We start from the raw sequence: 20,978 nt of genomic DNA on the forward strand, positions 1-20,978 counted from the left end.
CCGGCGGTGAATAACCACGGCAACGCGACTGAACCACCACAAGCCTGGAAAGCCCTGAGAGGAGACCCAAGATGAACGCCATCGAACTGCTCAAGCATGACCATGAAGTCGTCAAGAAACTGCTCACCGAGCTGAGCGAAAGCACCGAGCGCGCGGTGAAGAAGCGTACCGAACTGCTGCGCAGGATCGAGCTGGAACTGACCCAGCACACCGCCATCGAGGAGGAGATCTTCTACCCGGCGCTCAAGCAGGCGGGCGAGAAGGAGGACGCCAAGATGTATTTCGAAGCCAAGGAGGAACACCGGACGGTGGATTCGCTGGTACTCCCGGACCTGAAGAAAACCCAGCCGGACAGCGTGGAGTTCGCCGGCCGGGTGAAGGTGCTCAAGGAGCTGCTGGAGCACCACATCGAGGAGGAGGAGGGCGAGATGTTCCCGCGCGCCGAGGAGCTGCTCGACCACGCGACCCTGGACCGTCTGGCCACTGCCATGCAGCAGCTCAAGAAAGACATCAAGGCGAGCTGGGAGCAGCGCGCCGCTTGAGCCGAACCCCGTTCCCCCCGCAAGGCGCGGGGGCAACGGCCCGCCCGGAGTGCCAGCGCCATGACCACGCCTGCCTATGTGATCAGCTACATCCTCGACAACCAGCCGATGAGCACCGTGCTCCACCAGGACCAGCTGACCCTGGAAGATGCCCGCCGCTACGTGCTTTCGCTGCACAGCCCTATCGACCCCAGTCACATCACTGACATCCAGCTGAGCCGCAACGAACGCAGCCAGGAACGCGACACCACGCCGGGACATTACCGGCAGCCTTGAGTACGGGGGCCACGCTCCATGCGCGGTTCTCCGGCGGCGCGAGCTTGCTCGCTGAGCGCTCAGCGTCCGCTCCTCTGTTTGCGGACCGATAACCCCTGGTTTCCCCGATACGAAAAAGCGGCACGCCCAGGCAGGCGTGCCGCTTTTCCTTGAGCCTTCATCCTTGAAGCGACGCGGCATGGCCGCCGCGGTCAATCCTGGGTAGCACTGTGGCTGCGCTGTCCGCCCTTGCGGCCGGCCTCCGATGCACGTTGCGGGTCATTCTTGAAGTTGCCGCCGCTGTTCTGGCCGCCCTTTTTTCCAGCTTCGGAGGCGCGCTTGGGATCCGCCGCGAAGTTGCCTTTTCCGCCTCTGTGTTCAGCCATGGTGGTTCTCCTGTGGGGTGTGAAAGCGAGCTAGGGTGGCTCTTGGGTTCCGCCGCTGCGCGAACCAGCCGACCCCAGGACCGGATGGCGCCGCGCAGCGACGGAAGCACGGGTGTGGCCCCTGCGCCACGAGCCGCGGCAGCGTGGTCAGGCATGGAGGGGCCACGAATGGGCAAGCGTTCCGGTCAATCGCGGTGGCGCAGGAGGAACTGCCGCACGGCCTCGGCCGACACGCCAACCGTCTGCACCGCTTCGCGCAAGCGCTGCTCGCTGACGCCAAAGGCCTCGGCCCAGTAGCGTCGTTCGTACGCCTCGTTGAGGTTGATCCGCGAGGCATCGGCGGGGTGGCGTATTTCGGGGTTGTCCATGGGCATTCCTACAGGGCCGCCGGCAGCGGCCCGCGATCAGGCCGGGGAAAGGTTCAGCAGGCGTGCAGGCGCGACCCTGCGCTCGCCAGTTGGCGCAGGCGCTCGCCGGCAACCACGATCTTGCGTTGACGGTGCTTGCCATGGCCGGGCTGGAAGGTGGGCAGCGGAATGCGCTTGGTAAAGACCGGGACATGCTCGTCGGGCAGCGGGCCATCGCCCAGGATCAGATCGCGCTTGATGCGCCCGATCAGGTCGTCGAGCAATTGCCGGTGCTGAAGGTCCTGGCCGGTGATGACGCGATCGAACAGATGCTCGCCGGCATGACTGCGGAAGGAACACAGCAGCGCCTTGTCCGGGCGACGGGAAAAACTGATGCAGTACTCCGGCAGCGCCTGGCAGATGAGTTCCTGGGTGGTCTCGAAATCGAATGACATGGGCGGGTTCCTCCTTGTTGGCTCCAGTAACGGAGCAACTGGCGGGCCAGCCGAAAAACACCGTAAGTGCTTGATCTGTCGTTGAGCTACCTCGGAATTTGCACGCGAGACGGCAGAAATGCCGTGCAATCTGCTACTGGCCTATTGCTAAGCGAAGCGGCTAGCCCGCGGGTTTGCGGCTATTCCGTTCATCGAATCGGGGCAAACAAGTTGAACGACGAGGAGGGCATTTTTTCAGACCCGGTGTAAGGCATCGATTTCTCGACCTTGCATTCATCATTCACTGCCCAAGAGGTACTGAAAAATGACTAGCAACAAGAACCCCGGAAACTTTGCAAACGACCGTGAGAAAGCCAGCGAAGCAGGCAAGAAAGGCGGCCAGAACAGCGGAGGCAACTTCGCCAATGACCGCGAGAAGGCCTCCGAGGCCGGCAAGAAAGGCGGCCAGCACAGCCATGGCGGCGGCCGCAGCTAACGCCAGTTGAGCCGAGTGCTCCACGCTCTCCCGCGGGTTTTCCGCGGGGGATGCGCAGGCGAAAGACCCGGCCATTGCCGGCCGGGTCATCTCTCACCGCAACCGACCACGACGCGAGATGACGCATATGAGCCAGATGAGCCAGAATTTCCTGATCCGCGCGAGGGTCTCGCGCCCCGGACGACTGGCCGCGGCGATACAGCTGCTGGGCATTATCGGCGGCCTGGGGCTGCTCGCCAGCAACGTTGCCCTGGCCGAATCCCCGCAACCCAAGGCCAACGAGCCGACCCGGGAAATGCCCCGCGGGCAATCCTCCGGCACCGCCAACCAGCAGACGCTCGATACCTACCGCGACAAGCACGGGACCGTGCGTACCGAAGACGGCAGGACGGTTCGCAGCGAAGACGGCGACCGCAACAATCGAGGACAACCCGACGATTCCCCCGAACACTCCCATGAAGGCGGCCCGACCGACCCAGGGAGCGACCCCGGCGCCACGGAGAGTCCGCGTCCCTGACCATGACCGGCAGGTCGCCCGCACATCCAGCCCGCAAAGCCAGTGATGGCGTGATGGACCCGAACAGAGGAAGACACCGATGAACATGAAGCAGATTGCCGGGCTATTCGAAGACTTCATTCCCAGCTACGAATGCCATGCGAGTCCCGGCTCACGGGGCTCGATCACGCTGCAGTTCGACAGCCGGGTGACCTCGGACGCGCACTTCACCATCCAGGGGCTCACCCCGGAGCGGCTGGCGAACGAGCAGCGCATCCAGGAAATCAGCCAGACCCTGCAGGACGAGTTCGCCCTGGTACGCGCCGGCCTGCACCGCAAACCCCGCGTTTGATGCCTGGCGCGGCGCGAAAAAGCTGCAGCCGCGGCATCGACGGCCCGTCTGGCACCCTGCGCACCTGCCCCCGGCAGCCTGCCACAAACTGCCCGTCGGCCGCGGGCTGCGCGAGCCGGCGCGTCTCGCGCCGTTCGGAACATTGCGCAGGGGCAGGGCCGGCCCGGCGGTAAGATTGTTGGATCAAGGGCCGCCTGATCAAGGGCCGCCTGGAGGGTCACATGGTCACCGCCCCGGTCCTGGCGCGAGGCATAAGGCCATGATTTGGACGGGCATTTTTCTTGACAGGGTTGTGGAACTGCGTGAATTCACCGTCGATAATCTCCAGCTCTCTCGGAGTAGAGTTCGGAACGAGGCCAGCCAGGTGAGCAAGCGACGGACAACAAAACAAGGCAACGCCCAGGATGTGCAGCCCAGCCACCTGAAATTCCCGGTCGTGGGCATAGGCGCCTCCGCTGGCGGGCTGGCAGCGCTGCTGCGGCTGTTCGAGAACATGCCCGATGACAATGGCATGGCCTTCGTCGTGGTGATGCACCTGTCCCCCAATCACGAAAGCAGCGCCCACACGATCCTGCAGAAAGCCACCAGGATGAAGGTGCGCCAGGTGACCGAGGCGACGCCGGTGGAGCAGAACTGCGTCTACCTGATATCCCCAGCGATGCAGTTGACCATGAACGACGGTTACCTGCGCGTCAGCGAGCTGAGCTCAACCCAGCCGCGACACATCGCCATCGACCTGTTCATGCGCACCCTGGCCGACGCGCATGCCGAGCGCGCCGTCGGCGTAGTGCTCAGCGGCAATGGCAGCGACGGCTCCTCCGGAGTGTGCCGGATCAAGGAACAAGGCGGGATGACCATCGCCCAGACGCCGGACGATGCCGAATTCGACGACATGCCGCGCAGTGCCATCGCCACCAAGCGGGTGGATTTCATCCTGCCAGTGGTGGAAATCCCGCAGAAGCTAATCGAGCTGTGGGAAACCATGCGCAGCATCCAGCTGCCGCGCGAGGCGGAAGTCAGTGCGCCGATCCAGTCCATCGAGGACCCGGAACAGGCCCGCGTGGCGGAATCGGCGCTGCTCGATATCCTGACCCTGCTGCGCACGCGCACCGGGCATGACTTCAAGCACTACAAGCGCGCCACCGTGCTGCGCCGCATCGAGCGGCGCATGCAGGTCAACCGCCTGAATGACCTGCCGGGCTACCGCACCTTCCTGCAGTCCAACCCGGAAGAAACCAAGCACCTGCTGGCTGACATGCTGATCGGCGTGACCAATTTCTTCCGCGACCGCGAAGCCTTCGAGGCGCTGGAGCGGGAGATCATCCCACGGCTGTTCGAAATGCCCGGCGACAGCGAATCGCAGATCCGCGTTTGGAGCGCCGGCTGTTCCTCGGGCGAGGAAGCCTACTCGATGGCCATGCTGCTCTCGGAGTACGTCGAGTACAGCCAGACCGACCGCAAGTTCCAGGTGTTCGCCACCGATATCGACGAACATTCCATCGCCATCGGCCGCAGCGGCGTCTACCCCGAGGCGATCCTGCCGGACATCACCCCACAGCGCCTGCGCCAGTACCTGACCAAGGAGCAGACCCGCTACCGGGTGAAGAAGGAAATCCGCGAGCGCGTACTGTTCGCCATGCACAACCTGCTGCGCGACCCGCCGTTCTCCAAGCTGCACCTGATCTCCTGCCGCAACCTGCTGATCTACCTCGACCGCGAAGTGCAGGCGGACATCCTGCAGATGTTCCATTTCGCCCTGGCGCCGGGCGGCTACCTGTTCCTGGGCAGCTCCGAGTCGGCGGACGTGTGCATGGACCTGTTCGCCCCGGTGGACAAGAAGAACCGCATCTATCGCGCCAAGGCGACCTTGGCCCTGGGCCGCTCCGCCGCGGCGTTGCCGCTGATCGCCCAGACCGACACGGTGCCGGCGGCCAACGAACGCCCCGTGGAGCGCCGGCGCATCTCCTTTGCCGAGGTGCACCAGCGCGTGCTGGAGCAATATGCGCCGCCCAGCGTGGTGGTAAACCACGAGTCGAACATCGTGCACATGTCCGACCAGGCCGGGCGTTACCTGCGCTACGTCGGCGGCGAGCCGTCGCACAACCTGCTGTCGCTGATCCATCCGTCGCTGCGCCTGGAACTGCGCACCGCGCTGTTCCAGGCCTTCCAGACCAGCAAAAGCGTCGAAGCCCGGCGCGTCAAGCACGAGCGCGACGGCGCCAGCTCGTACATCAACATGGTGGTGCGACCGTTCCGCGACATGGAAGCCGACTTCGCCCTGGTGATCTTCGACGAGGTCGAGGAAACCATGAGCAACGACGTCGACCCCTCGAAGATCGACCTCAAGGACAACGTCCTCTCGCAGTTGGAAAGCGAGCTGCAGCGCAACAAGGAACAGCTGCAGATCACCATCGAGCAGTCGGAAACCTCCACCGAGGAGCTCAAGGCGTCCAACGAGGAACTGCAGGCGATCAACGAGGAGCTGCGCTCCACCACCGAGGAACTGGAAACCAGCAAGGAAGAGCTGCAGTCGATCAACGAGGAACTGATCACGGTCAATCAGGAGCTCAAGACCAAGGTCGAGGAAACCAGCAAGATCAACGATGACCTGCAGAACCTGATCGCCTCCACCGACATCGCCACGGTGTTCGTCGACCGCGCCATGCGCATCAAGTCGTTCACCCCGCGCGCCGCCGCGATCTTCAGCATCATCGCCTCGGACACCGGGCGCTCGCTGCTGGATATCACCCACCGGCTTATCTACCCGGACCTGGCCAGCGACGCCGCCCAGGTCTTCGAGTCGCTGCGCACCATCGAACGCGAGGTGGCGAGTAAGGATGAGCGCTGGTACATCGTGCGCATGCTGCCGTACCGCACCACGGAGAACGTGATCGACGGCGCGGTGCTGACCTTCATCGACATCACCCAGCGCCGAGTCGCCGAAGAGAAGATGCGCGAGAGCGAGGAGCGCCTGCGCCAGGCGGCGGAAAGCACCCAGGACTTCATCATCATCACGCTGGACCGCGACGGCTGCATCACCGGCTGGAACAAAGGGGCCGAGCGCGCCTACGGTCACCGGGAAAAGGACGTGGTGGGCAAGAGCGCCGAGCTCATCTACAGCGGCGAGGACCGCCGTTCCGGGGTATTCCAGCAAGAATTGCGCGTGGCCAGCGAGAACGGCCGGGCGGAAGAAGACCGCTGGCATGTGCGCAAGGACGGCTCGCGATTCTTCTGCAGCAGCGTGACCAGTGCGCTGCCCAACGCCGGCCCGCACGGCTATGCCAAGATCGGCCGCGACATTACCACCAAGAAGTGCGAGGAGACCGAGCAGGTTTCACGTCTGGAGCAGAACCAGGCGACCATCCGCCTGCGCGATGAGTTCTTCGCGATGATGTCTCACGAACTCAAGCATCCGCTGAACCTCATCCAGCTCAACACCGAGCTGATCGGCCGTCTGTCCTCGGTGCGCAGCCATGCCATTGCCGCGCGGGCCATCGAGAGTATCCAGAGCTCGGTGCGCAGCCAGGCGCGGATCATCGACGACCTGCTCGACCTGTCCCGGGTCAACACCGGCAAGCTCAAGCTCAAGCTGGGGCCGGTGATCGTGCAGAACATCATCGAGGAAGTGGTCGGCGTGCTGGCAGCCGAGAGCCACGAGAAGGACCTGGCCATCGAACTGGACCTGCCGCCGCGCGGCACCGACCCGCTGGTGGCCGAAGGCGACCCCGTGCGGGTGGAGCAGATCATCTGGAACCTGCTGAGCAACGCGGTGAAGTTCACCCCCGAGAGAGGCACGATCCGCGTGGCGCTGGGGATGGACGGGGACATGCTGCGCATCAGCGTCAGTGATGACGGGCAAGGCATCAGTGCCGAGGCGCTGCCGAAGATATTCGAGCTGTTCGGCCAGGCCACCGAGACGCATCACCCGACCCACAAGGCCGGGCTGGGTATCGGCCTGGCGCTGGTGCGCGAACTGGTGGAAGCGCAACACGGGCGCATCGAGGCAATGTCCGAAGGGCTTGGCCTTGGCTGCACCTTCAGCGTCTGGCTGCCGCCGTACCAGTACGCCGGGCAGGCCGCCTCTGCCGGCGAGGACACCGACGGCTACTTCGCCGGCTCGCGCCTGCTGATCGTCGACGACTCGCCGGACATTCGCACGGTGATGCAGGCGCTGCTGGAGCTGGAGGGTGCGACCGTGACCACCGCGGAGGATGGCGAGACCGCGCTCGAAGTGCTGAAGGACGGGCGCTACGACCTCATCCTTTCCGATATCGGCATGCCGGGCATGGATGGCCATGAGCTGATCCGCCGTGTTCGCCAGCTGCCGCAGCATGCGCAGACACCCGCAGTGGCGCTGACCGGCTATGGGGCGGCAGCGGACGTGGAACTGGCTTACGAAGCGGGCTTCAACGCCCACGTCAGCAAACCGGTATCGCTGGAAACCCTGCAGCGTGTGGCGGCGGACCTCAAGGTCGCCAAGGTCTGAGCCCGGCCACTGGCGGCGCCGTGCCAGGCGCCGCCAGTGGCATACGACAGCGGGCCATGGTTTCAGGGTGAGATCGGGTCGCTCGCAGGGAAGGTTTCTTCCAGCGCGTGATCGATCCGCGATTCGGCTACCGTGGGGTTCGCCGGGCCCGGTGAAGTCACCGGCGCCAGGTGTTCGGGCAAGTCATCATGCTGGCCGGTAATTGCCGCTTTCATGGCGCAGTGGCCGGTCAGCCCGCGCTTGGCCGCCAACACCCCGGCGGCGACGCCCAGCCAGCCGCCGAGGCCGCCCTTGCGAATGCCCATGCCGATGGCGGCCAACCCCGTGGCAATCGATGTCGCCCGTTCCCATCCGCTCAGATTCTTCTGCTCTGCCATGCTGTCCTCCTGCTGGGTCGGTTTCACCCGGCTCGCCGCGGGCTGCGGCGTCCGGATACACAACGTAGGCAGACGCACAGAAGGTTGGTTCGAAGAACTTGCCCAGTGGCGCGCCGGGCTCTGCGCCGGGCTCCGCCCGTCGCTCGGCTGCAACTTGCCGCGGCCACGCAGTTCACACCCAGACCATGCAAAGGAGTAGGAGAAGCCCATGACTGCCTGGCTCATCAGCTACAGCAAGGACAACAACACCAGTACCCTGGACATGCCCGGCCAGACACAGCCGAGCCCGGAGCAGGCGGCGGAATTCCTGCTGCAGTGGGCGCACAGGAACCTTCCCGCCGGCGACTACGGCGACCAGCAGGATGAACACGGCAGCGAGGCAACGCTGGAGTTGCTGCGCCGCTACGGCATCACGCTGACCGGCATCACTGCCAACTGATCCACCGAGTCTTCGTATCAGCGGGGGAGGGGCACGCTCCCGTCCGCCTCGCCTGGAGGAGGCGCCGCGAGCACGGGCCAGGCGCTCGCGCGGTGCCTCCTCAGTCCTCGCGGATGCGGTACCAGGTGACGTACAGCGCCGGCAGGAAGAACAGTGTCAGCAGGGTGGCGGCGATGATTCCGCCGATCATGGCGAAGGCCATGGGGCCCCAGAACACTTCCCGGGCAATCGGGATCATGCCCAGGCTGGCCGCAGCGGCCGTGAGCAGGATCGGCCGGGTGCGGTGGTGGGTCGCCTCGATGACCGACCTCCACGGCGAGCGGCCTTCGGCTTCGAACGCCTCGATCTGGGTCACCAGGATCACCGAGTTGCGGATGATGATGCCGATCAGCGCGAGGATGCCCAGGATGGCCACGAAGCCCATGGGCGTGCCGGTGGGCAGCAGCGCGGCGACCACGCCGATGACGCCCAGCGGCGCCACGCTGGCGACCAGCAGGGTCTTCTGCACGCTCTGCAGCTGGATCATCAGGAAGGTTGCCATGAGGAACAGCATCAGCGGTACCACCTGGCCAATCGGGCCCTGGGCCTTGCCGCTTTCCTCGACGGTGCCGCCGGTGGCGAGCCTGTAGTTGGGCGGCAACTGGGCGGCGAACTGCTGGATCTCCGGCTTGAGGACCTTTACCAGGTCGGTGGGCTGGATGTCATCGGTGATGCTGGCCTTGAGCGTGATGGTCGGCTTGCGGTCGCGCCGCCACACCAGCGGCTGCTCCAGTTCATAGCCGACGCGGGCGAAGGCCTTGAGCGGAATCGACGTGCCGCTGGCGTTGACCATCTGCAGGTTCTCGATGGTTTCCGGCGAGCTGCGTTCGGCGCTCTCCGAGCGGCCGACGACGTTGATCAGGAAGATGTTGTCGCGCACCTGGGTCACGGTGGTGCCGGTGACCACGCTGTTGAGCATCTGCGCCACGTCCTCGGAGCCCAGGCCCAGCTGGCGCAGCTTGTCCTGGGCGATCTCGATGCGCAGCACCTTACCCGGCTCGTTCCAGTCGTAGATGATCTCGCCGATGTGCGCGTTGCCGTCCAGCAGGCCGGCCAGTTGCATGGCGTAGTCCCGGACCCGGTCCACGTCCGGGCCGCTGATGCGGTACTGGATCGGCCGGCCGACCGGCGGGCCCATCTCCAGCGGCTGTACGTAGCTGCTGATGCCGACGAAGTCGCGGCGCAGGTTCTCGCGCAGGCGTGCTGCCAGGCGCTCGCGGGCTTCCAGGTCCTTGGCGACTATCACCAGCTGGCCGTAGAAGGGGTTCTGCAGTTGCTGGTCCAGCGGCAGGTAGAAGCGGATCGCGCCCTGGCCGATGTAGGAACTCCAGCGCGAGACGTCCTCGTCGTCCCTGAGCTGTGTCTCGATCTTGTCCATCACCCGGCGGGTTTCGTCGATGCTGCTGTTCTGCGGCAGGTTGAGGTCCACCAGCAGTTCGGGGCGGTCGGAGGAGGGGAAGAATTGCTGCTGGACGAACTGCATCAGGTACAGCGAAACGCCCAGCAGCGCCACGGTGAAGACGATGGTCAACAGGTTGCGCCGCATGGCCCGTTGCAGCCACGTGTCGAAGACGTCGAACAGCCGGCTCTTCTTCTCCTCGTGCCGTTTCAGGGTTTTCGGCAGCACGTGCAGGGCGATCACCGGGGCGAACAGCACGGCAACTATCCAGGAAAGGATCAGCGCCACGGCGATCACCGCGAACAGTGTGAAGGTGTATTCGCCGGCCGAGCTGGCGTTCAGCCCGATGGGCACGAACCCGGCGATGGTCACCAGGGTGCCGGTGAGCATGGGGAAGGCCGTGGAGGTATAGGCGAAGGTCGCCGCCTCGTGCAGCGAGTCGCCCAGTTCGAGCCGGGTCACCATCATCTCCACGGTGATCATGGCGTCGTCCACCAGCAGGCCGAGGGCGATGATCAGCGCGCCGAGGGAAATCCGCTGCATGGTGATATCGGTGTACTCCATGAACACGAAGACCATCGCCAGCACCAGGGGAATCGAACAGGCCACCACCAGCCCGGCGCGCACGCCGAGGCTGATGAAGCTCACCACCAGCACGATGACGATGGCCTCGAACAGCGCGCTGGTGAAGCCGCCCACTGCCTTCTCCACCACCTCGGCCTGGTTCGACACCGTGTGTACGCCAACGCCCACTGGCAGCTCGCTGGTGATCTGGTCCATGCGCTGGCGCAGCGCCTCACCGAACTCCTGGATATTGCCACCCTTGCGCATGGCCACGGCCAGACCGATGGCGGGTTGCCCGTTGTAGCGGAACTGGGTGCTGGGCGGGTCGACATAGGTGCGCTGGATGTCCGCCAGATCCGAGAGGCGGTAGAAGCGATCGTTCACCCGCAGGTTGACCGCGGCCAGGTCCGCCTCCGAGCGAAACTCACTGCTGGTGCGTACCGAGATGCGCTCCGGGCCGGCCTCGATCACGCCGGAGGGCGTCACCGCGTTCTGCTGCTGCAGGCTCTCCAGCACCTGGCGCTGGTCGATGCCCAAGGCCGCCAGCTTGCGGGTTGAGAAGTTCAGGTAAATGACCTCGTCCTGGGCGCCGATCAGCTCGACCTTGCCCAGGTTGTCTACGCTGCGGATGTCCAGCCGCGCCTTCTCCACGTAGTCGCGCAACTGGCGGAAGCTCAGGCCGTCGGCGGTAAAGGCGTAGACGCTGCCGAACACGTCGCCGAATTCGTCGTTGAACGCCGGGCCCTGCAGGCCCTGGGGGAAGTCGCCCTTGATATCGGTGATCTTCTTGCGCACCTGGTACCAGATGTCCGGGATCGCCTTGCCGCTGGTGGTGTCCTTCAGATAGACGTAGACCGTCGCCTCGCCGGGACGGGTGTAGCTTTTCACGTAATCGAGGCTGTCCAGTTCCTCGAGCTTCTTCTCGATGCGGTCGGTGACCTGCAGCAGGGTGTCGTCCACCGTCGCGCCCGGCCAGCGGGCCTGGATCACCATGGTCTTGATGGTGAACGACGGGTCTTCCTCGCGCCCCAGGTTGAAGTAGGAGAAGACGCCCATCACCAGCGAGACGGCCATCAGGTACCAGACGAAGGACTGGTGCCGCAGCGCCCATTCGGACAGGTTGAACCTGCTCTTTGCCTTGTCCTGTTCGCTCACGGTTGTGTCCCCTCGTCGATCCTGACCACCTGGCCCTCCTTCAGGCTGTTCACCCCGGCGCTGACCACCCGTTCGCCGTCCGCCAGCCCCTGGCCGATGGTCAGCTTGCCGTCGCGGTTGCGCAGCACCTCCACCTCGCGCCGATGCACCTGGCGGCTCTGCGGGTCGATTACCCAGACGAATGCCTTGCCGGTGACCGTGGTGTCGCCAATCAGCGCGGTGGCCGGCAAGCTGCTGCGTGGCGCCACCTGGCTGGTCAGCAGCACGCTGACCGTGGTGCCCAGGTGGAAGCTGGCGGGCGCGTCGGCCAGAGTCAGGCGGATGCGCCGGGTGCGGGTGGAGGCGTCGGCCTGGGGCGCGAGTTCGCGCACGGTGCCAGTGGTGCGGTCCTGCGGGGCAAGCTGGGCGCTGACTTCGAAATGCGCGTCAGCCGGCAGGCGGTGCACCAACTCGTCCGGCAGGTCGACCACGGCTTCCTTCACGTCCGGGCGCACCAGCGTCACCACCTCCTGCCCGGCCTGCACCACCTGGCCGGCCTCGGCGTGCCACTGAGTTATGACGCCGGCGAAATCACTGCGCAGCTCGGTGTAGCCCAACTGATCCTTCGCGCGCTGGGTGGCTGAGCGCGCCTGCTCCAGCGTGGCGCGGCTGGTTTTCAGGCGCGTGCGGGCGCGGTCGAGATTGGCCTGGGCGCCTACGCCGCGGGCGAGCAGTTCGCTCTGCCGGCGCTCGTCGGCCTGGGCGTCGATCCATTCGGCTTGCGCGCGCGAGGCATCGCCCTGGGCGCTGAGCACGGCGTTCTGCTGGTCGGTGGGGTCGAGGGTGGCGAGCAGGGTGTTCTTCTCCACGCTGTCACCGACATCCTGGTTACGCGCGGCGATACGCCCATTGGTACGGAAACCCAGGGTGGTCTCGTAGCGCGCCTGGATGCTGCCGGCGAAGCGGCCGACCTGGCGCACCTCATCGGCTTTCACTGTGACGAACAGCACCGGGCGCGGCGGCGGCGCTTGCGGCTCCTTGGAGCAGCCGGCCAAGGCGAGGAGGGCGAGGGCGAGCCATGCGGGTTTCATGGCTGCACCTGCGGTCGTACGCGGGCGCGGGGTTCTGCCTGGGCGCTGCTGTCTACCGGTTCGGCAGCCTGTTCGGCTGGGGCAACCTCGACTTTCTGGTTCGGGTGCAGCAACTGACCGCCCGCGACGATCACCCGCTGTCCAGCCTGCAGGCCTTCGCCGATCATCACCTGCTCGCGGGCGAAGCTGACCTGGCCGACCGGCTTGAGCTGCGCGCGGCCCTGGTCATCCAGCACCCACACGGCGGGGGATTTGCCCTGCTTGAACAAGGCGGACCAGGGCAATACCACGCGGGGCTGGGCCGCCTGCGGCAGCTCGGCACCGACCACGGCGCCCAGGCCCATTGCCGGCGGAACCTGGTCGAGGCCGACCTTGACCTTCAGCGTGCCGCTGCGCGAGTCCACCGTGGGTGTCACTTCGCGCACGCGGCCGTCGACCCTCACCTTGGGGTTCGACAGCAGATAAACGCTTACCACCTGATCGCCCTGGGAGTTCTGGAAGAGCGATTCGTAGACGTTGAAAACGGCGTCGCGTTCGCCGTCGCGGGCGAGGGTGAAGATCGGCATGGTCGCCTGCACCACCTGGCCCACTTCGCCGCTGCGCTGGGTGATCACGCCATCGGCCGAGGCCTTGAGTTCGGTGTAGGAAAGCTGGTCATTGGCCGAGGCGAGCTGCGCACGTGCTGCCCCCAGCGAGCTCTGCGCGGAACGCAGTTCGGCCTGGGCGCGGTCATATTCGCTGCGGCTGGTGTAGCCCTTGGGCAATAATTGCGCCTGGCGCTCGAAGCCGACCTGGGCCAGGCGCAACCGTGCCTGCTCTGCGCTGACGGCGGCGCGGGCGTTCTGCACCTGGGTGCGCAGGTCCTGCGGGTCGAGACGGGCCAGCACCTGGCCGGCTTTCACCGCATCGCCTACCTCGGCGTTGCGCTCGATGATCTTGCCACCCACGCGAAAGGCCTGCTGCGCCTCGACGCGCGCCTGGATGTCGCCCACCACGCTGGGCCGCGCAGCGTAATCGGTGGTGGTCGCTTCGCGCACCAGCACGCGCGGCAGGTGCTCGGCCGGCTTTTCCTGGCCGCAACCGGTCAGCGTCATCATCACCAAGAAGGCCAGCCCCGGCGCTCTCGTCGTCATCCATTCCCCCATCGTCCGGATCCTGCGCGGGCGCGGGCAAGCGCAGCGCGATACGAACTGTGAGTGGGAGGCGGGGAAAAATGTTCCAAGCAATTGTTCGAGGCGGCGCGGCGAACCGGAGCCTATCTACGGCGAAACGCCGGATTGCGGAGGGGTAGGCGCTGGGTAGCGCTCAGAGGGAACTGGGCGTAAGGCGAAACATGGCGCGGCCGTCCAGCCATCGGGCGCTGCCAAGAGCGTCGATCTCGCCGATGCATTGGCCCAGGTCCTGGTCGTTCAGTTCGATGAACAGGTGATTGGCATAGACGCGGAAGCGGTCCGGGCTGTTGTGCAATTCGATGCGGCCATTGCGCAGCACGCCGATGTGCCTGCCCACCCCACCGGTGGTGTAAACCTCATAACTGCCTTTGCTGTAGAGCGGGGCCACGGCGCCTCCTTCCCGAACCGGGGAAGCACGACTAAAGCACAAAATAATGGCATTTGGATATCGCTCGCCATGCTGCTTGCCATCGCATGTGCCGGCGGATATCTCGCCTGAACTCGCGCGCAGCTGCGCCAGTCCACTGCCAGAGAAGGCTTCGGAGGCCAGGATGAAAAGACGCTATAGCCTGCCCATGGCGACCCTCGTGGCGATAGCACTGGTGTTGCTGGTGGCGCATATCGCGTTGCCCTATGTGATCCGCGATTACCTCAACGGCAAGCTGGATCGCATGGGCGACTACCACGGCCAGATCACTGACGTGGACCTGGCGCTCTGGCGCGGCGCGTATCGGATCAATGGCCTGAAGATCGTCAAGGTCAACGGCAAGGTGCCGGTGCCGCTGCTGGACGCGCCGGTAATCGACCTTTCCGTGAGCTGGCACGCCCTCTGGTACGAACACGGCATCGTGGCGCGTGTGCTGTTCCTCCGCCCGGAGCTGAACTTCGTCGACGGCGGTGGCCGCCAGGAGTCCCAGAGCGGCGCCGGCACGGACTGGCGCGAGCAGTTGGACAAGCTGCTACCGATCACCCTGGACGAACTGCGCATCGCCGACGGGAGCATCCGCTTCCATAACTACCAGTCCAAACCACCGGTGCACCTGGCCGCCAGCGCGGTAAACGCCAGCCTCTACAACCTCACCAACGTGGCGGATGAAAAGGGGGATCGGGTCGCCCGCTTCGAGGGCCGCGCCCGGCTGTTCGATCAGGCGCCGCTGGAAGCGGAGGCCACCTTTGATCCCTTCAGCAACTTCGAGGACTTCGAGTTGCGCCTGCGGGCACGTGATGTGGAACTGCGGCGGGTCAACGACTTCGCCGCAGCCTATGGCAAGTTCGATTTCAACCGGGGCAGCGGCACCGTGGTCATCGAGGCCCGCGCGGACAAGGGCCAGCTCAGCGGCTACATCAAGCCGCTGCTGCACGACGTGGACGTGTTCAACTGGCAGCAGGATGTGGAAGAGAAGGACAAGAGCCTGTTCCGCTCCATCTGGGAGGCGCTGGTCGGCGGCGGCGAGACCGTGCTGAAGAACCAGCGCAGGGACCAGTTCGCCACGCGCGTCGAGCTGAGCGGTAATGTCCACCGCCAGGACATCAGCGCTTTCGAGGCCTTCCTTGGCATTCTGCGCAACGCCTTCATCCAGGCGTTCAATGCGCGCTACGAGCGCTCCGCGCCCGAGGACTGACGCCTGGTCAATGGCTGGCCGAGCCGTGCGCGCCCCGTTGAGGCGCCAGGGTGTAGGGCTCACCGCGCGGCGTACGCAGTGCTTCCTCCCGATTGACCAGCTCGCGCACCGGGAAGGCGAAGTCGACGCCCATCTCCTTCACCCCGGCCAGCAGCCGCAGGTTGATCTGCTGCTGCACGTCCATGTAGCGATTGAAGTCAGCGGTTTGCATGATGTAGACGACCTCGTACAGCAGGCGGCTTTCGTCGAAGGAGAGGAAGTGCGCGCGGTCGAACCTGGCTTCCTCGATGTCGTCGACGATCTGCTTCACCAGGTCCGCCACCGCCTTGGCCTTCTCGGCCGGGGTGCGGTAACTGATGCCGAACTGGAAGACGATGCGCCGGGTGTTCATGCGTTTGTAGTTGTGCAGCGTCTGCTTGAGCAGTTCGGCGTTGGAGCAGACGATCTGCTCGCCGCTCAGGCTGCGGATGCGCGTGGTTTTCAGGCCGATGTGCTCGATGGTCCCGGCGACGTCGCCGAACACCACGAAATCGCCGATCTCGAAAGGCTTGTCGAAGCCGATCGACAACGAGGCAAAGATATCGCTGAGGACGGTCTGCACGGCCAGTGCCACGGCGATGCCGCCGACACCGAGGCTGGCGATCAGCGCGGTGATGTCCACGCCCAGGTTGGCGAGAATCGACAGCAGCATCACCGCCCAGACCACCACCAGTACGACCACCGAGATGATCGACGCCATCACCGGGTTGTGCATGCCGCCGAAGCGCACCAGTGACAGGTCGCGCGTCCAGAGCCGCACGCAGGCGTCCATCCACCAGGCGACCTGCAGTGCGAGCACCACGAACCAGGCGTGGGACAGCGCTGCGCTCCAGTTGTCCGGCAGGCGGGTCAGCTTGAGCGCGAGCATCAGGGCGAAGACGAAGATCAGCAGGTTGCTGGTGCGCGCGGTGATCGCCGAGGCGTAGCGCGCCCAGTGGCTGGTGCGGCCCTCCAGGCGCTTGCGCGCCGAACCGATCAGAAAGCGCAGGATGGCGAATCCGGCGGCAGCGGCCAGTACTACCAGGGCCAGTTGGCCGAGCTGGGTCAGGTCCAGCCAGGAATTGAGCGACGCCATGGGGTCTCCTTATCGACGGTGAAAGGAGTAGGTTTTGGGGCGAAGGGCGGGTGGAAGTTCAGTTGAGCTGTGCGAGCGGCGCGGGCAGCTCAGGGGTGACGGCACAGGAGAGCGGGGCGGCCCGCCCTCCTGCAGGTGGCGATCAGTGCCAGAACAGCGCGATCAGGATGATGATCGGGATCGGTACGCCGAGGAAGTAAAGGAGGATCGAGCGCATGGTGAATCTCCTGTCAGCGGATGGAATGGGTAGTGGCGTAGACGCCGGCAGTGGTGTGGACCGGCAGCAGGTCGGCATCGCGACGGCGACCGCCGTGGATAGCCATGAAGCTGGCGAAGAAGGCGCCGCACAGCAGCGCTGCGAACATCCACAGCGCCGAGCCCGCGGCCACCTTGCGCGCCGTGTCGGCGGCTTGCAGCGCCTGCTGCCTGGCGTGTTGGGCCTGGGCGAACACCGCATCGACGCGCTGCTCGGCTTCGGTCTGGCTGATCTCGGTGCGCTGGGCAATCACCCGCGCCAGGTAGGTCCGGTCTTGCGCGTTGAGCTGCCCATCGGCCAGGCCGCGCAGGAAAATGCGCGAAGCCACGGCGTGGGCCGCATCGTCGCTGACCGACACCGGGCGGTCGTCGCGGAACAGGGTGTCGATGAAGTACGCCGAGTCATTATCGTTGCTTGAAGACGCGCTGTCGGCAGCACTGGCCGCTGCCCCGGCAGCCACTGTGGCGCCGGCCTGCAAGCCGCCACCCACCAGAGTGCTGACCGACCCGATCACCAGGGTGGCGGTGACCAGCGTAGCGATGGCCCAGGCGAGGAAGCCATGGGCGGTGTCGCGGAAATACACCTCGTCGCCATGCAGGCTGGCCCATTTCACCCGCAAGCGGCCAGCGAGGTAGCCGCCCAGGCCCGAGGCCAGGATTTGCGTGATCGCCAACCAGATGAAGGTCGAAATGCTCATCTGCTTGAAGGTGCCGCCGTCACCGGGCCAGGGCGATACGGCCGAAAAGCCCAGACCAAACCCTAGAACGATGAGGATGAGCGATAGCGCCGCGGCGGCAGCGGCGCCGGCGAGAATCGCCGCCCAGGACACGCCGGAACGGTCGTGCCCGGAGGCGAGGGCAGTGGCAGTAGCGTCAGTGCTGGAAATCATGGTGTTGCTCCTCGGAGGGGTCCGAGGCTGTTTTTGCACCTGACGTGCCAGCCATTTCAAAATATTTACAGCTTCAATTTCAATGACTTACACAGCGAGCAGGCAATGCGACCATGCAGGTTGCATGAACGGTCGCCCAGCGATGCGCAGGTTGCACGGTTTTCTGCAGCGGATTCCGCCTTGCCGTTGCTCTGTTCAGGGCAGAGAGGCGGGCGAGCAGGGAAGGATCCGCGCTACGGCAGGCCGCCAGCGACGAATGACGCGATGTCCGAGGCGGGCGCGCTGTTTGCCAGCAATACAGGGTGATTGGCTGGCCGCTCACTCATCAGTCGTCCTGCAAAAAAAGCATTAGGTTATGCCTTCCGGCGATTTGTCCTACGAAGCGCGACCGATCAGGATAGGGCGACGTGAAAGCCCCTGCCTACCAAGGAACACAGCAAGCGATGAACGACGCCAAGCGACTGAACGAAAACGGCCCGGTGAACTGGCAACTGGCGCAAATCGTCGAAGACCTGCGCAGTGCACGCAGCGAATGGCGCGCGCGCACAGGCCGCCATCCGGAACAGGGTGGCCGGGAGCTGCCCTCGCGCCAATCCATCGAGGAAGTGGTGGAGCGCCTGGCAAGCGCACTGTTCCCGATGCGCCTGGGGCCCAACGACCTGCGCGAGGAGAGCGAGGACTTCTTCGTAGGCCATACCCTCGATGCCGCGCTGAACGCGCTGCTGGTGCAGGCCCGCCTGGAGTTGCGTTACAGCGCGCGGCAGCGCGGCGACGTGGTGGATAGTCGGATCGACGAGCACGCCGTGGCGCTGGTGCGTGACTTCGCCCGCGCGCTACCGGAGATGCGCAAGCTGCTCGATGCCGACGTGCTCGCCGCCTACCAGGGCGACCCGGCGGCGCGCAGTGTCGACGAGGTGTTGCTGTGCTATCCGGGCGTGGTGGCGATCATTCACCATCGTCTGGCGCACCACCTGTACAACGCCGGCCTGCCGCTGCTGGCACGGATGATCTCGGAGCTGGCGCACTCGGCCACCGGCATCGATATCCACCCCGGCGCGCAGATCGGCAGCAGCTTCTTCATCGACCACGGCACCGGCGTGGTCATCGGCGAAACCGCGATCATTGGCAAGCAGGTGCGCATCTACCAGGCCGTTACCCTGGGCGCCAAGCGCTTCACCTCGGACGAAACCGGCCAGTTGCACAAGGGCGAGCCGCGCCACCCGATAGTCGAAGACGATGTGGTGATCTACGCCGGCGCGACCATTCTCGGCCGCGTGACCATTGGCAAGGGTTCGACCATCGGCGGCAACGTCTGGCTGACCCGCAGCGTGCTGCCGGGCAGTCAGGTCAGCCAGGCCAGCCTGCAACACGATGAGAGCCGCTGCGCAAAGGACTGATCCTGACTGCCTGCGGACACGCAAAGCGAAGCGGGGGAGTTGACAGTTCTCCCGCTCCTTCAGCAGTATCCGTCAGGAGTTTCACGCAATCCTATCTTGGGGCAAGAGAGTTCATGTTCTCCATCTTCAACCACTCGCTCTCCGCTTCGGGCTTCCTTGCCCAGGCCTGCGCGTGCGTTGTCGTCGCCAAGAAATCGAAGAAACAGTCGCTCATTTGACCGGGGCGCTGTCCCGTCAGATGGGCTGACAGGACACATGGCGCAAGGTCGAACCTCCCTCGCTTGATTCCCGCCCCCCTCCCTGACGGCGACCTGACGGTCAGCCAACAGGAGTTTTGCATGTCGAATTTTCGTGGGATCTGGGTGGCGCTGGTCACTCCCTTTCGTGATGGCGTAGTGGATTACCCGGCGCTGCAAGCGCTGGTCAGTCATCTGCTCGAACAGGGCGTCACCGGCCTGGTGGTCTGCGGCACCACTGGCGAGGCCGCCGCGCTGAGCCATGACGAACAGCTCGAAGTGCTGGATGCCGTGCTGCAATGGCTGCCGCCGCAGCAAGTCATCATGGGCTTGGCGGGAAACAATCAGCGCGAACTGCTGGCCTGCCTGGAGGATATCCAGCGTCGCCCGGTGGCGGGCGTGCTGGTGCCGGCGCCTTATTACATCCGCCCGTCGCAGGCCGCGCTGGAAGTCTTCTTCCGTACCGTCGCCGACGCCGCCAGTGTGCCGGTGGTGCTCTACGACATTCCCTATCGCACCGGTGTGCGCATCGAGCGCGCAACGCTGCGCCGCATCGTGCGCCATCCGAACATCCTCGCCATCAAGGATTGCGCCGGCGACCTGGAAACCACCCTGGCGCTCATTGGCGATGGAGAAGTTCAGGTCCTGACCGGGGAAGACCTGCAGATATTCACCCACCTGTGCCTGGGCGGCGCGGGCGCGATCTCGGCTTCGGCCCATATCCGCGCTGACCTGTATATGCAGATGTACCAACAGATGGAGGAGGGTGACGTGAACTCTGCGCGCCAGACTTTCCATCGACTGCTGCCCTGGATGCAAGCGGCTTTCGCCGAGCCGAACCCGGCCGCCGTGAAGGGAGCGCTGGCCTTGCAGGGACTGATTGCCGATGAAGTTCGCGAACCGATGCAGGCCTGCACGTCCACAACACTGGAGCGTTTGCAGGGCGTGCTGGCTGAGCTGACCGACTAGACGCTGCCGGCTGACAGGACAAGCGATATTTGTTTTTCGTAACGCGTTACCAGAAATAAGCGCCATGAATGGTAACGCGTTACCAGTTATGGAAACGATGGTACGACCCCGCCAGGACCACATCACCTGATACGGCGATGGGATGCTGATGGGTAGCGCCATGCGCTGAGGATCGTCTATTACTCCGATGCATTCGTGACCCACATGCACTCGGCAGCGATGAAAGCTCCCAACCAGATGCATCGATGGCGATCCACTCCACGACAGTGGTTTTCTCGGGTGTATCCCAAATGATCGAGGTACGGATTCCTGTAGCTCACTGGCAAGGTTTCAGTGGCGAAATCACGCAGAGGTCTCCGAAAGGAGGAAGTCCATTTACCAAAAAACGAACGTGCATTTTTCTGGGAAACGTCGACCGTTGTCAGTAAGCTTTAAAAAGTGAACCTCCGCATCTTATTGATATTCTGTATGTTTTCTTGAATCTCG

General features: G+C 64.8%; 20 protein-coding genes. 10 read left to right on the top strand and 10 right to left on the bottom strand.

All coding sequences use genetic code 11. The annotated features are described in order from the left end of the window. Positions 1–71: 71 nt before the first annotated feature. Positions 72–542, top strand: a complete 471-nt coding sequence (locus C167_RS0113180) for a hemerythrin domain-containing protein (RefSeq protein WP_017518755.1) — start codon at positions 72–74, stop codon at positions 540–542. A gap of 60 nt (positions 543–602) precedes the next feature. Further along, the gene (locus C167_RS0113185; protein WP_017518756.1) at positions 603–818 is read left to right on the top strand and encodes a hypothetical protein; all 216 of its coding nucleotides are present in this window, start codon (positions 603–605) and stop codon (positions 816–818) included. A gap of 191 nt (positions 819–1,009) precedes the next feature. Here the strand turns inward: C167_RS0113185 and C167_RS0113190 are convergent, their stop codons facing one another. From C167_RS0113190 to C167_RS0113200, 3 genes are all read right to left on the bottom strand, one after another. Further along, complete coding sequence (locus C167_RS0113190) at positions 1,010–1,183, bottom strand: general stress protein (RefSeq protein WP_017518757.1); 174 nt, start codon at positions 1,181–1,183, stop codon at positions 1,010–1,012. Between the two features lie 185 nt (positions 1,184–1,368). Further along, complete coding sequence (locus tag C167_RS0113195; RefSeq protein WP_017518758.1) at positions 1,369–1,551, bottom strand: DUF3606 domain-containing protein; 183 nt, start codon at positions 1,549–1,551, stop codon at positions 1,369–1,371. Between the two features lie 53 nt (positions 1,552–1,604). After that, complete coding sequence (locus tag C167_RS0113200) at positions 1,605–1,985, bottom strand: DUF3509 domain-containing protein (protein ID WP_017518759.1); 381 nt, start codon at positions 1,983–1,985, stop codon at positions 1,605–1,607. Positions 1,986–2,289: 304 nt separating this feature from the next. On the opposite strand from C167_RS0113200, the gene C167_RS0113205 reads away from it, so the two are divergent. The 4 genes from C167_RS0113205 to C167_RS0113220 all read left to right on the top strand — a co-directional run bounded on the left by C167_RS0113205 (position 2,290) and on the right by C167_RS0113220 (position 7,794). Then, entirely contained in the window at positions 2,290–2,460 is a 171-nt protein-coding gene (locus C167_RS0113205; protein WP_017518760.1) for a general stress protein, read from the top strand. Between the two features lie 136 nt (positions 2,461–2,596). Next, positions 2,597–2,977 (top strand): hypothetical protein, encoded by a 381-nt coding sequence (locus C167_RS33290; protein WP_157791838.1) that lies wholly within the window; start codon positions 2,597–2,599, stop codon positions 2,975–2,977. A gap of 79 nt (positions 2,978–3,056) precedes the next feature. Further along, positions 3,057–3,308 carry a hypothetical protein gene (locus C167_RS0113215; protein WP_017518762.1) on the top strand — a complete coding sequence of 84 codons (252 nt, stop codon included), beginning with the start codon at positions 3,057–3,059 and terminating at the stop codon, positions 3,306–3,308. Between the two features lie 364 nt (positions 3,309–3,672). Next, the gene (locus tag C167_RS0113220) at positions 3,673–7,794 is read left to right on the top strand and encodes a CheR family methyltransferase (protein ID WP_026079010.1); all 4,122 of its coding nucleotides are present in this window, start codon (positions 3,673–3,675) and stop codon (positions 7,792–7,794) included. Positions 7,795–7,856: 62 nt separating this feature from the next. On the opposite strand, the gene C167_RS33295 is transcribed toward C167_RS0113220, so the two are convergent. Then, positions 7,857–8,171 carry a YgaP family membrane protein gene (locus tag C167_RS33295; protein WP_017518764.1) on the bottom strand — a complete coding sequence of 105 codons (315 nt, stop codon included), beginning with the start codon at positions 8,169–8,171 and terminating at the stop codon, positions 7,857–7,859. A gap of 208 nt (positions 8,172–8,379) precedes the next feature. Between C167_RS33295 and C167_RS0113230 the strand changes: the two genes are divergently transcribed. After that, complete coding sequence (locus C167_RS0113230) at positions 8,380–8,610, top strand: hypothetical protein (protein ID WP_017518765.1); 231 nt, start codon at positions 8,380–8,382, stop codon at positions 8,608–8,610. A 100-nt stretch (positions 8,611–8,710) separates the two neighbouring features. Here the strand turns inward: C167_RS0113230 and C167_RS0113235 are convergent, their stop codons facing one another. From C167_RS0113235 to C167_RS0113250, 4 genes are all read right to left on the bottom strand, one after another. Continuing rightward, entirely contained in the window at positions 8,711–11,767 is a 3,057-nt protein-coding gene (locus C167_RS0113235) for an efflux RND transporter permease subunit (RefSeq protein ID WP_017518766.1), read from the bottom strand. Continuing rightward, entirely contained in the window at positions 11,764–12,837 is a 1,074-nt protein-coding gene (locus tag C167_RS0113240; protein ID WP_017518767.1) for an efflux RND transporter periplasmic adaptor subunit, read from the bottom strand. Before C167_RS0113240 ends, C167_RS0113235 begins: the two co-directional genes overlap by 4 nt. Then, positions 12,834–13,970, bottom strand: a complete 1,137-nt coding sequence (locus C167_RS0113245; protein WP_100227276.1) for an efflux RND transporter periplasmic adaptor subunit — start codon at positions 13,968–13,970, stop codon at positions 12,834–12,836. The genes C167_RS0113240 and C167_RS0113245 overlap by 4 nt, the downstream gene beginning before the upstream one ends. A gap of 172 nt (positions 13,971–14,142) precedes the next feature. Then, positions 14,143–14,397 carry a hypothetical protein gene (locus C167_RS0113250; protein WP_017518769.1) on the bottom strand — a complete coding sequence of 85 codons (255 nt, stop codon included), beginning with the start codon at positions 14,395–14,397 and terminating at the stop codon, positions 14,143–14,145. A gap of 163 nt (positions 14,398–14,560) precedes the next feature. Between C167_RS0113250 and C167_RS0113255 the strand changes: the two genes are divergently transcribed. After that, a complete protein-coding gene (locus C167_RS0113255; RefSeq protein ID WP_026079012.1) occupies positions 14,561–15,631 on the top strand; it encodes a DUF748 domain-containing protein in 1,071 nt (356 codons plus the stop codon). 7 nt (positions 15,632–15,638) lie between these two features. On the opposite strand, the gene C167_RS0113260 is transcribed toward C167_RS0113255, so the two are convergent. Next, on the bottom strand, positions 15,639–16,745 hold the full coding sequence (locus C167_RS0113260; RefSeq protein WP_017518771.1) for a mechanosensitive ion channel family protein: 1,107 nt from the start codon (positions 16,743–16,745) through the stop codon (positions 15,639–15,641). Between the two features lie 230 nt (positions 16,746–16,975). Then, positions 16,976–17,890, bottom strand: coding sequence for a hypothetical protein (locus C167_RS0113265; protein WP_017518772.1), 915 nt, complete (start codon positions 17,888–17,890; stop codon positions 16,976–16,978). 443 nt (positions 17,891–18,333) lie between these two features. On the opposite strand from C167_RS0113265, the gene epsC reads away from it, so the two are divergent. Beyond that, complete coding sequence (gene epsC, locus C167_RS0113270; protein WP_017518773.1) at positions 18,334–19,287, top strand: serine O-acetyltransferase EpsC; 954 nt, start codon at positions 18,334–18,336, stop codon at positions 19,285–19,287. Between the two features lie 338 nt (positions 19,288–19,625). Then, positions 19,626–20,492 (top strand): 4-hydroxy-tetrahydrodipicolinate synthase, encoded by an 867-nt coding sequence (gene dapA, locus C167_RS0113280; protein ID WP_017518775.1) that lies wholly within the window; start codon positions 19,626–19,628, stop codon positions 20,490–20,492. Positions 20,493–20,978: the final 486 nt, after the last annotated feature.

It is taken from the genome of Pseudomonas nitroreducens TX1 (assembly GCF_000313755.1).
GTDB lineage: Bacteria > Pseudomonadota > Gammaproteobacteria > Pseudomonadales > Pseudomonadaceae > Pseudomonas > Pseudomonas nitroreducens_A.

Excerpts from the sequence above, each read along its gene's own strand:
- C167_RS0113180 (WP_017518755.1), top strand. The coding sequence starts at position 72 with ATGAACGCCATCGAACTGCTCAAGCATGACCATGAAGTCGTCAAGAAA.
- C167_RS0113185 (WP_017518756.1), top strand. The coding sequence starts at position 603 with ATGACCACGCCTGCCTATGTGATCAGCTACATCCTCGACAACCAGCCG.
- C167_RS0113190 (WP_017518757.1), bottom strand. The coding sequence starts at position 1,183 with ATGGCTGAACACAGAGGCGGAAAAGGCAACTTCGCGGCGGATCCCAAG.
- C167_RS0113195 (WP_017518758.1), bottom strand. The coding sequence starts at position 1,551 with ATGGACAACCCCGAAATACGCCACCCCGCCGATGCCTCGCGGATCAAC.
- C167_RS0113200 (WP_017518759.1), bottom strand. The coding sequence starts at position 1,985 with ATGTCATTCGATTTCGAGACCACCCAGGAACTCATCTGCCAGGCGCTG.
- C167_RS0113205 (WP_017518760.1), top strand. The coding sequence starts at position 2,290 with ATGACTAGCAACAAGAACCCCGGAAACTTTGCAAACGACCGTGAGAAA.
- C167_RS33290 (WP_157791838.1), top strand. The coding sequence starts at position 2,597 with ATGAGCCAGAATTTCCTGATCCGCGCGAGGGTCTCGCGCCCCGGACGA.
- C167_RS0113215 (WP_017518762.1), top strand. The coding sequence starts at position 3,057 with ATGAACATGAAGCAGATTGCCGGGCTATTCGAAGACTTCATTCCCAGC.
- C167_RS33295 (WP_017518764.1), bottom strand. The coding sequence starts at position 8,171 with ATGGCAGAGCAGAAGAATCTGAGCGGATGGGAACGGGCGACATCGATT.
- C167_RS0113230 (WP_017518765.1), top strand. The coding sequence starts at position 8,380 with ATGACTGCCTGGCTCATCAGCTACAGCAAGGACAACAACACCAGTACC.
- C167_RS0113240 (WP_017518767.1), bottom strand. The coding sequence starts at position 12,837 with ATGAAACCCGCATGGCTCGCCCTCGCCCTCCTCGCCTTGGCCGGCTGC.
- C167_RS0113245 (WP_100227276.1), bottom strand. The coding sequence starts at position 13,970 with ATGACGACGAGAGCGCCGGGGCTGGCCTTCTTGGTGATGATGACGCTG.
- C167_RS0113255 (WP_026079012.1), top strand. The coding sequence starts at position 14,561 with ATGAAAAGACGCTATAGCCTGCCCATGGCGACCCTCGTGGCGATAGCA.
- C167_RS0113260 (WP_017518771.1), bottom strand. The coding sequence starts at position 16,745 with ATGGCGTCGCTCAATTCCTGGCTGGACCTGACCCAGCTCGGCCAACTG.
- C167_RS0113265 (WP_017518772.1), bottom strand. The coding sequence starts at position 17,890 with ATGATTTCCAGCACTGACGCTACTGCCACTGCCCTCGCCTCCGGGCAC.
- epsC (WP_017518773.1), top strand. The coding sequence starts at position 18,334 with ATGAACGACGCCAAGCGACTGAACGAAAACGGCCCGGTGAACTGGCAA.
- dapA (WP_017518775.1), top strand. The coding sequence starts at position 19,626 with ATGTCGAATTTTCGTGGGATCTGGGTGGCGCTGGTCACTCCCTTTCGT.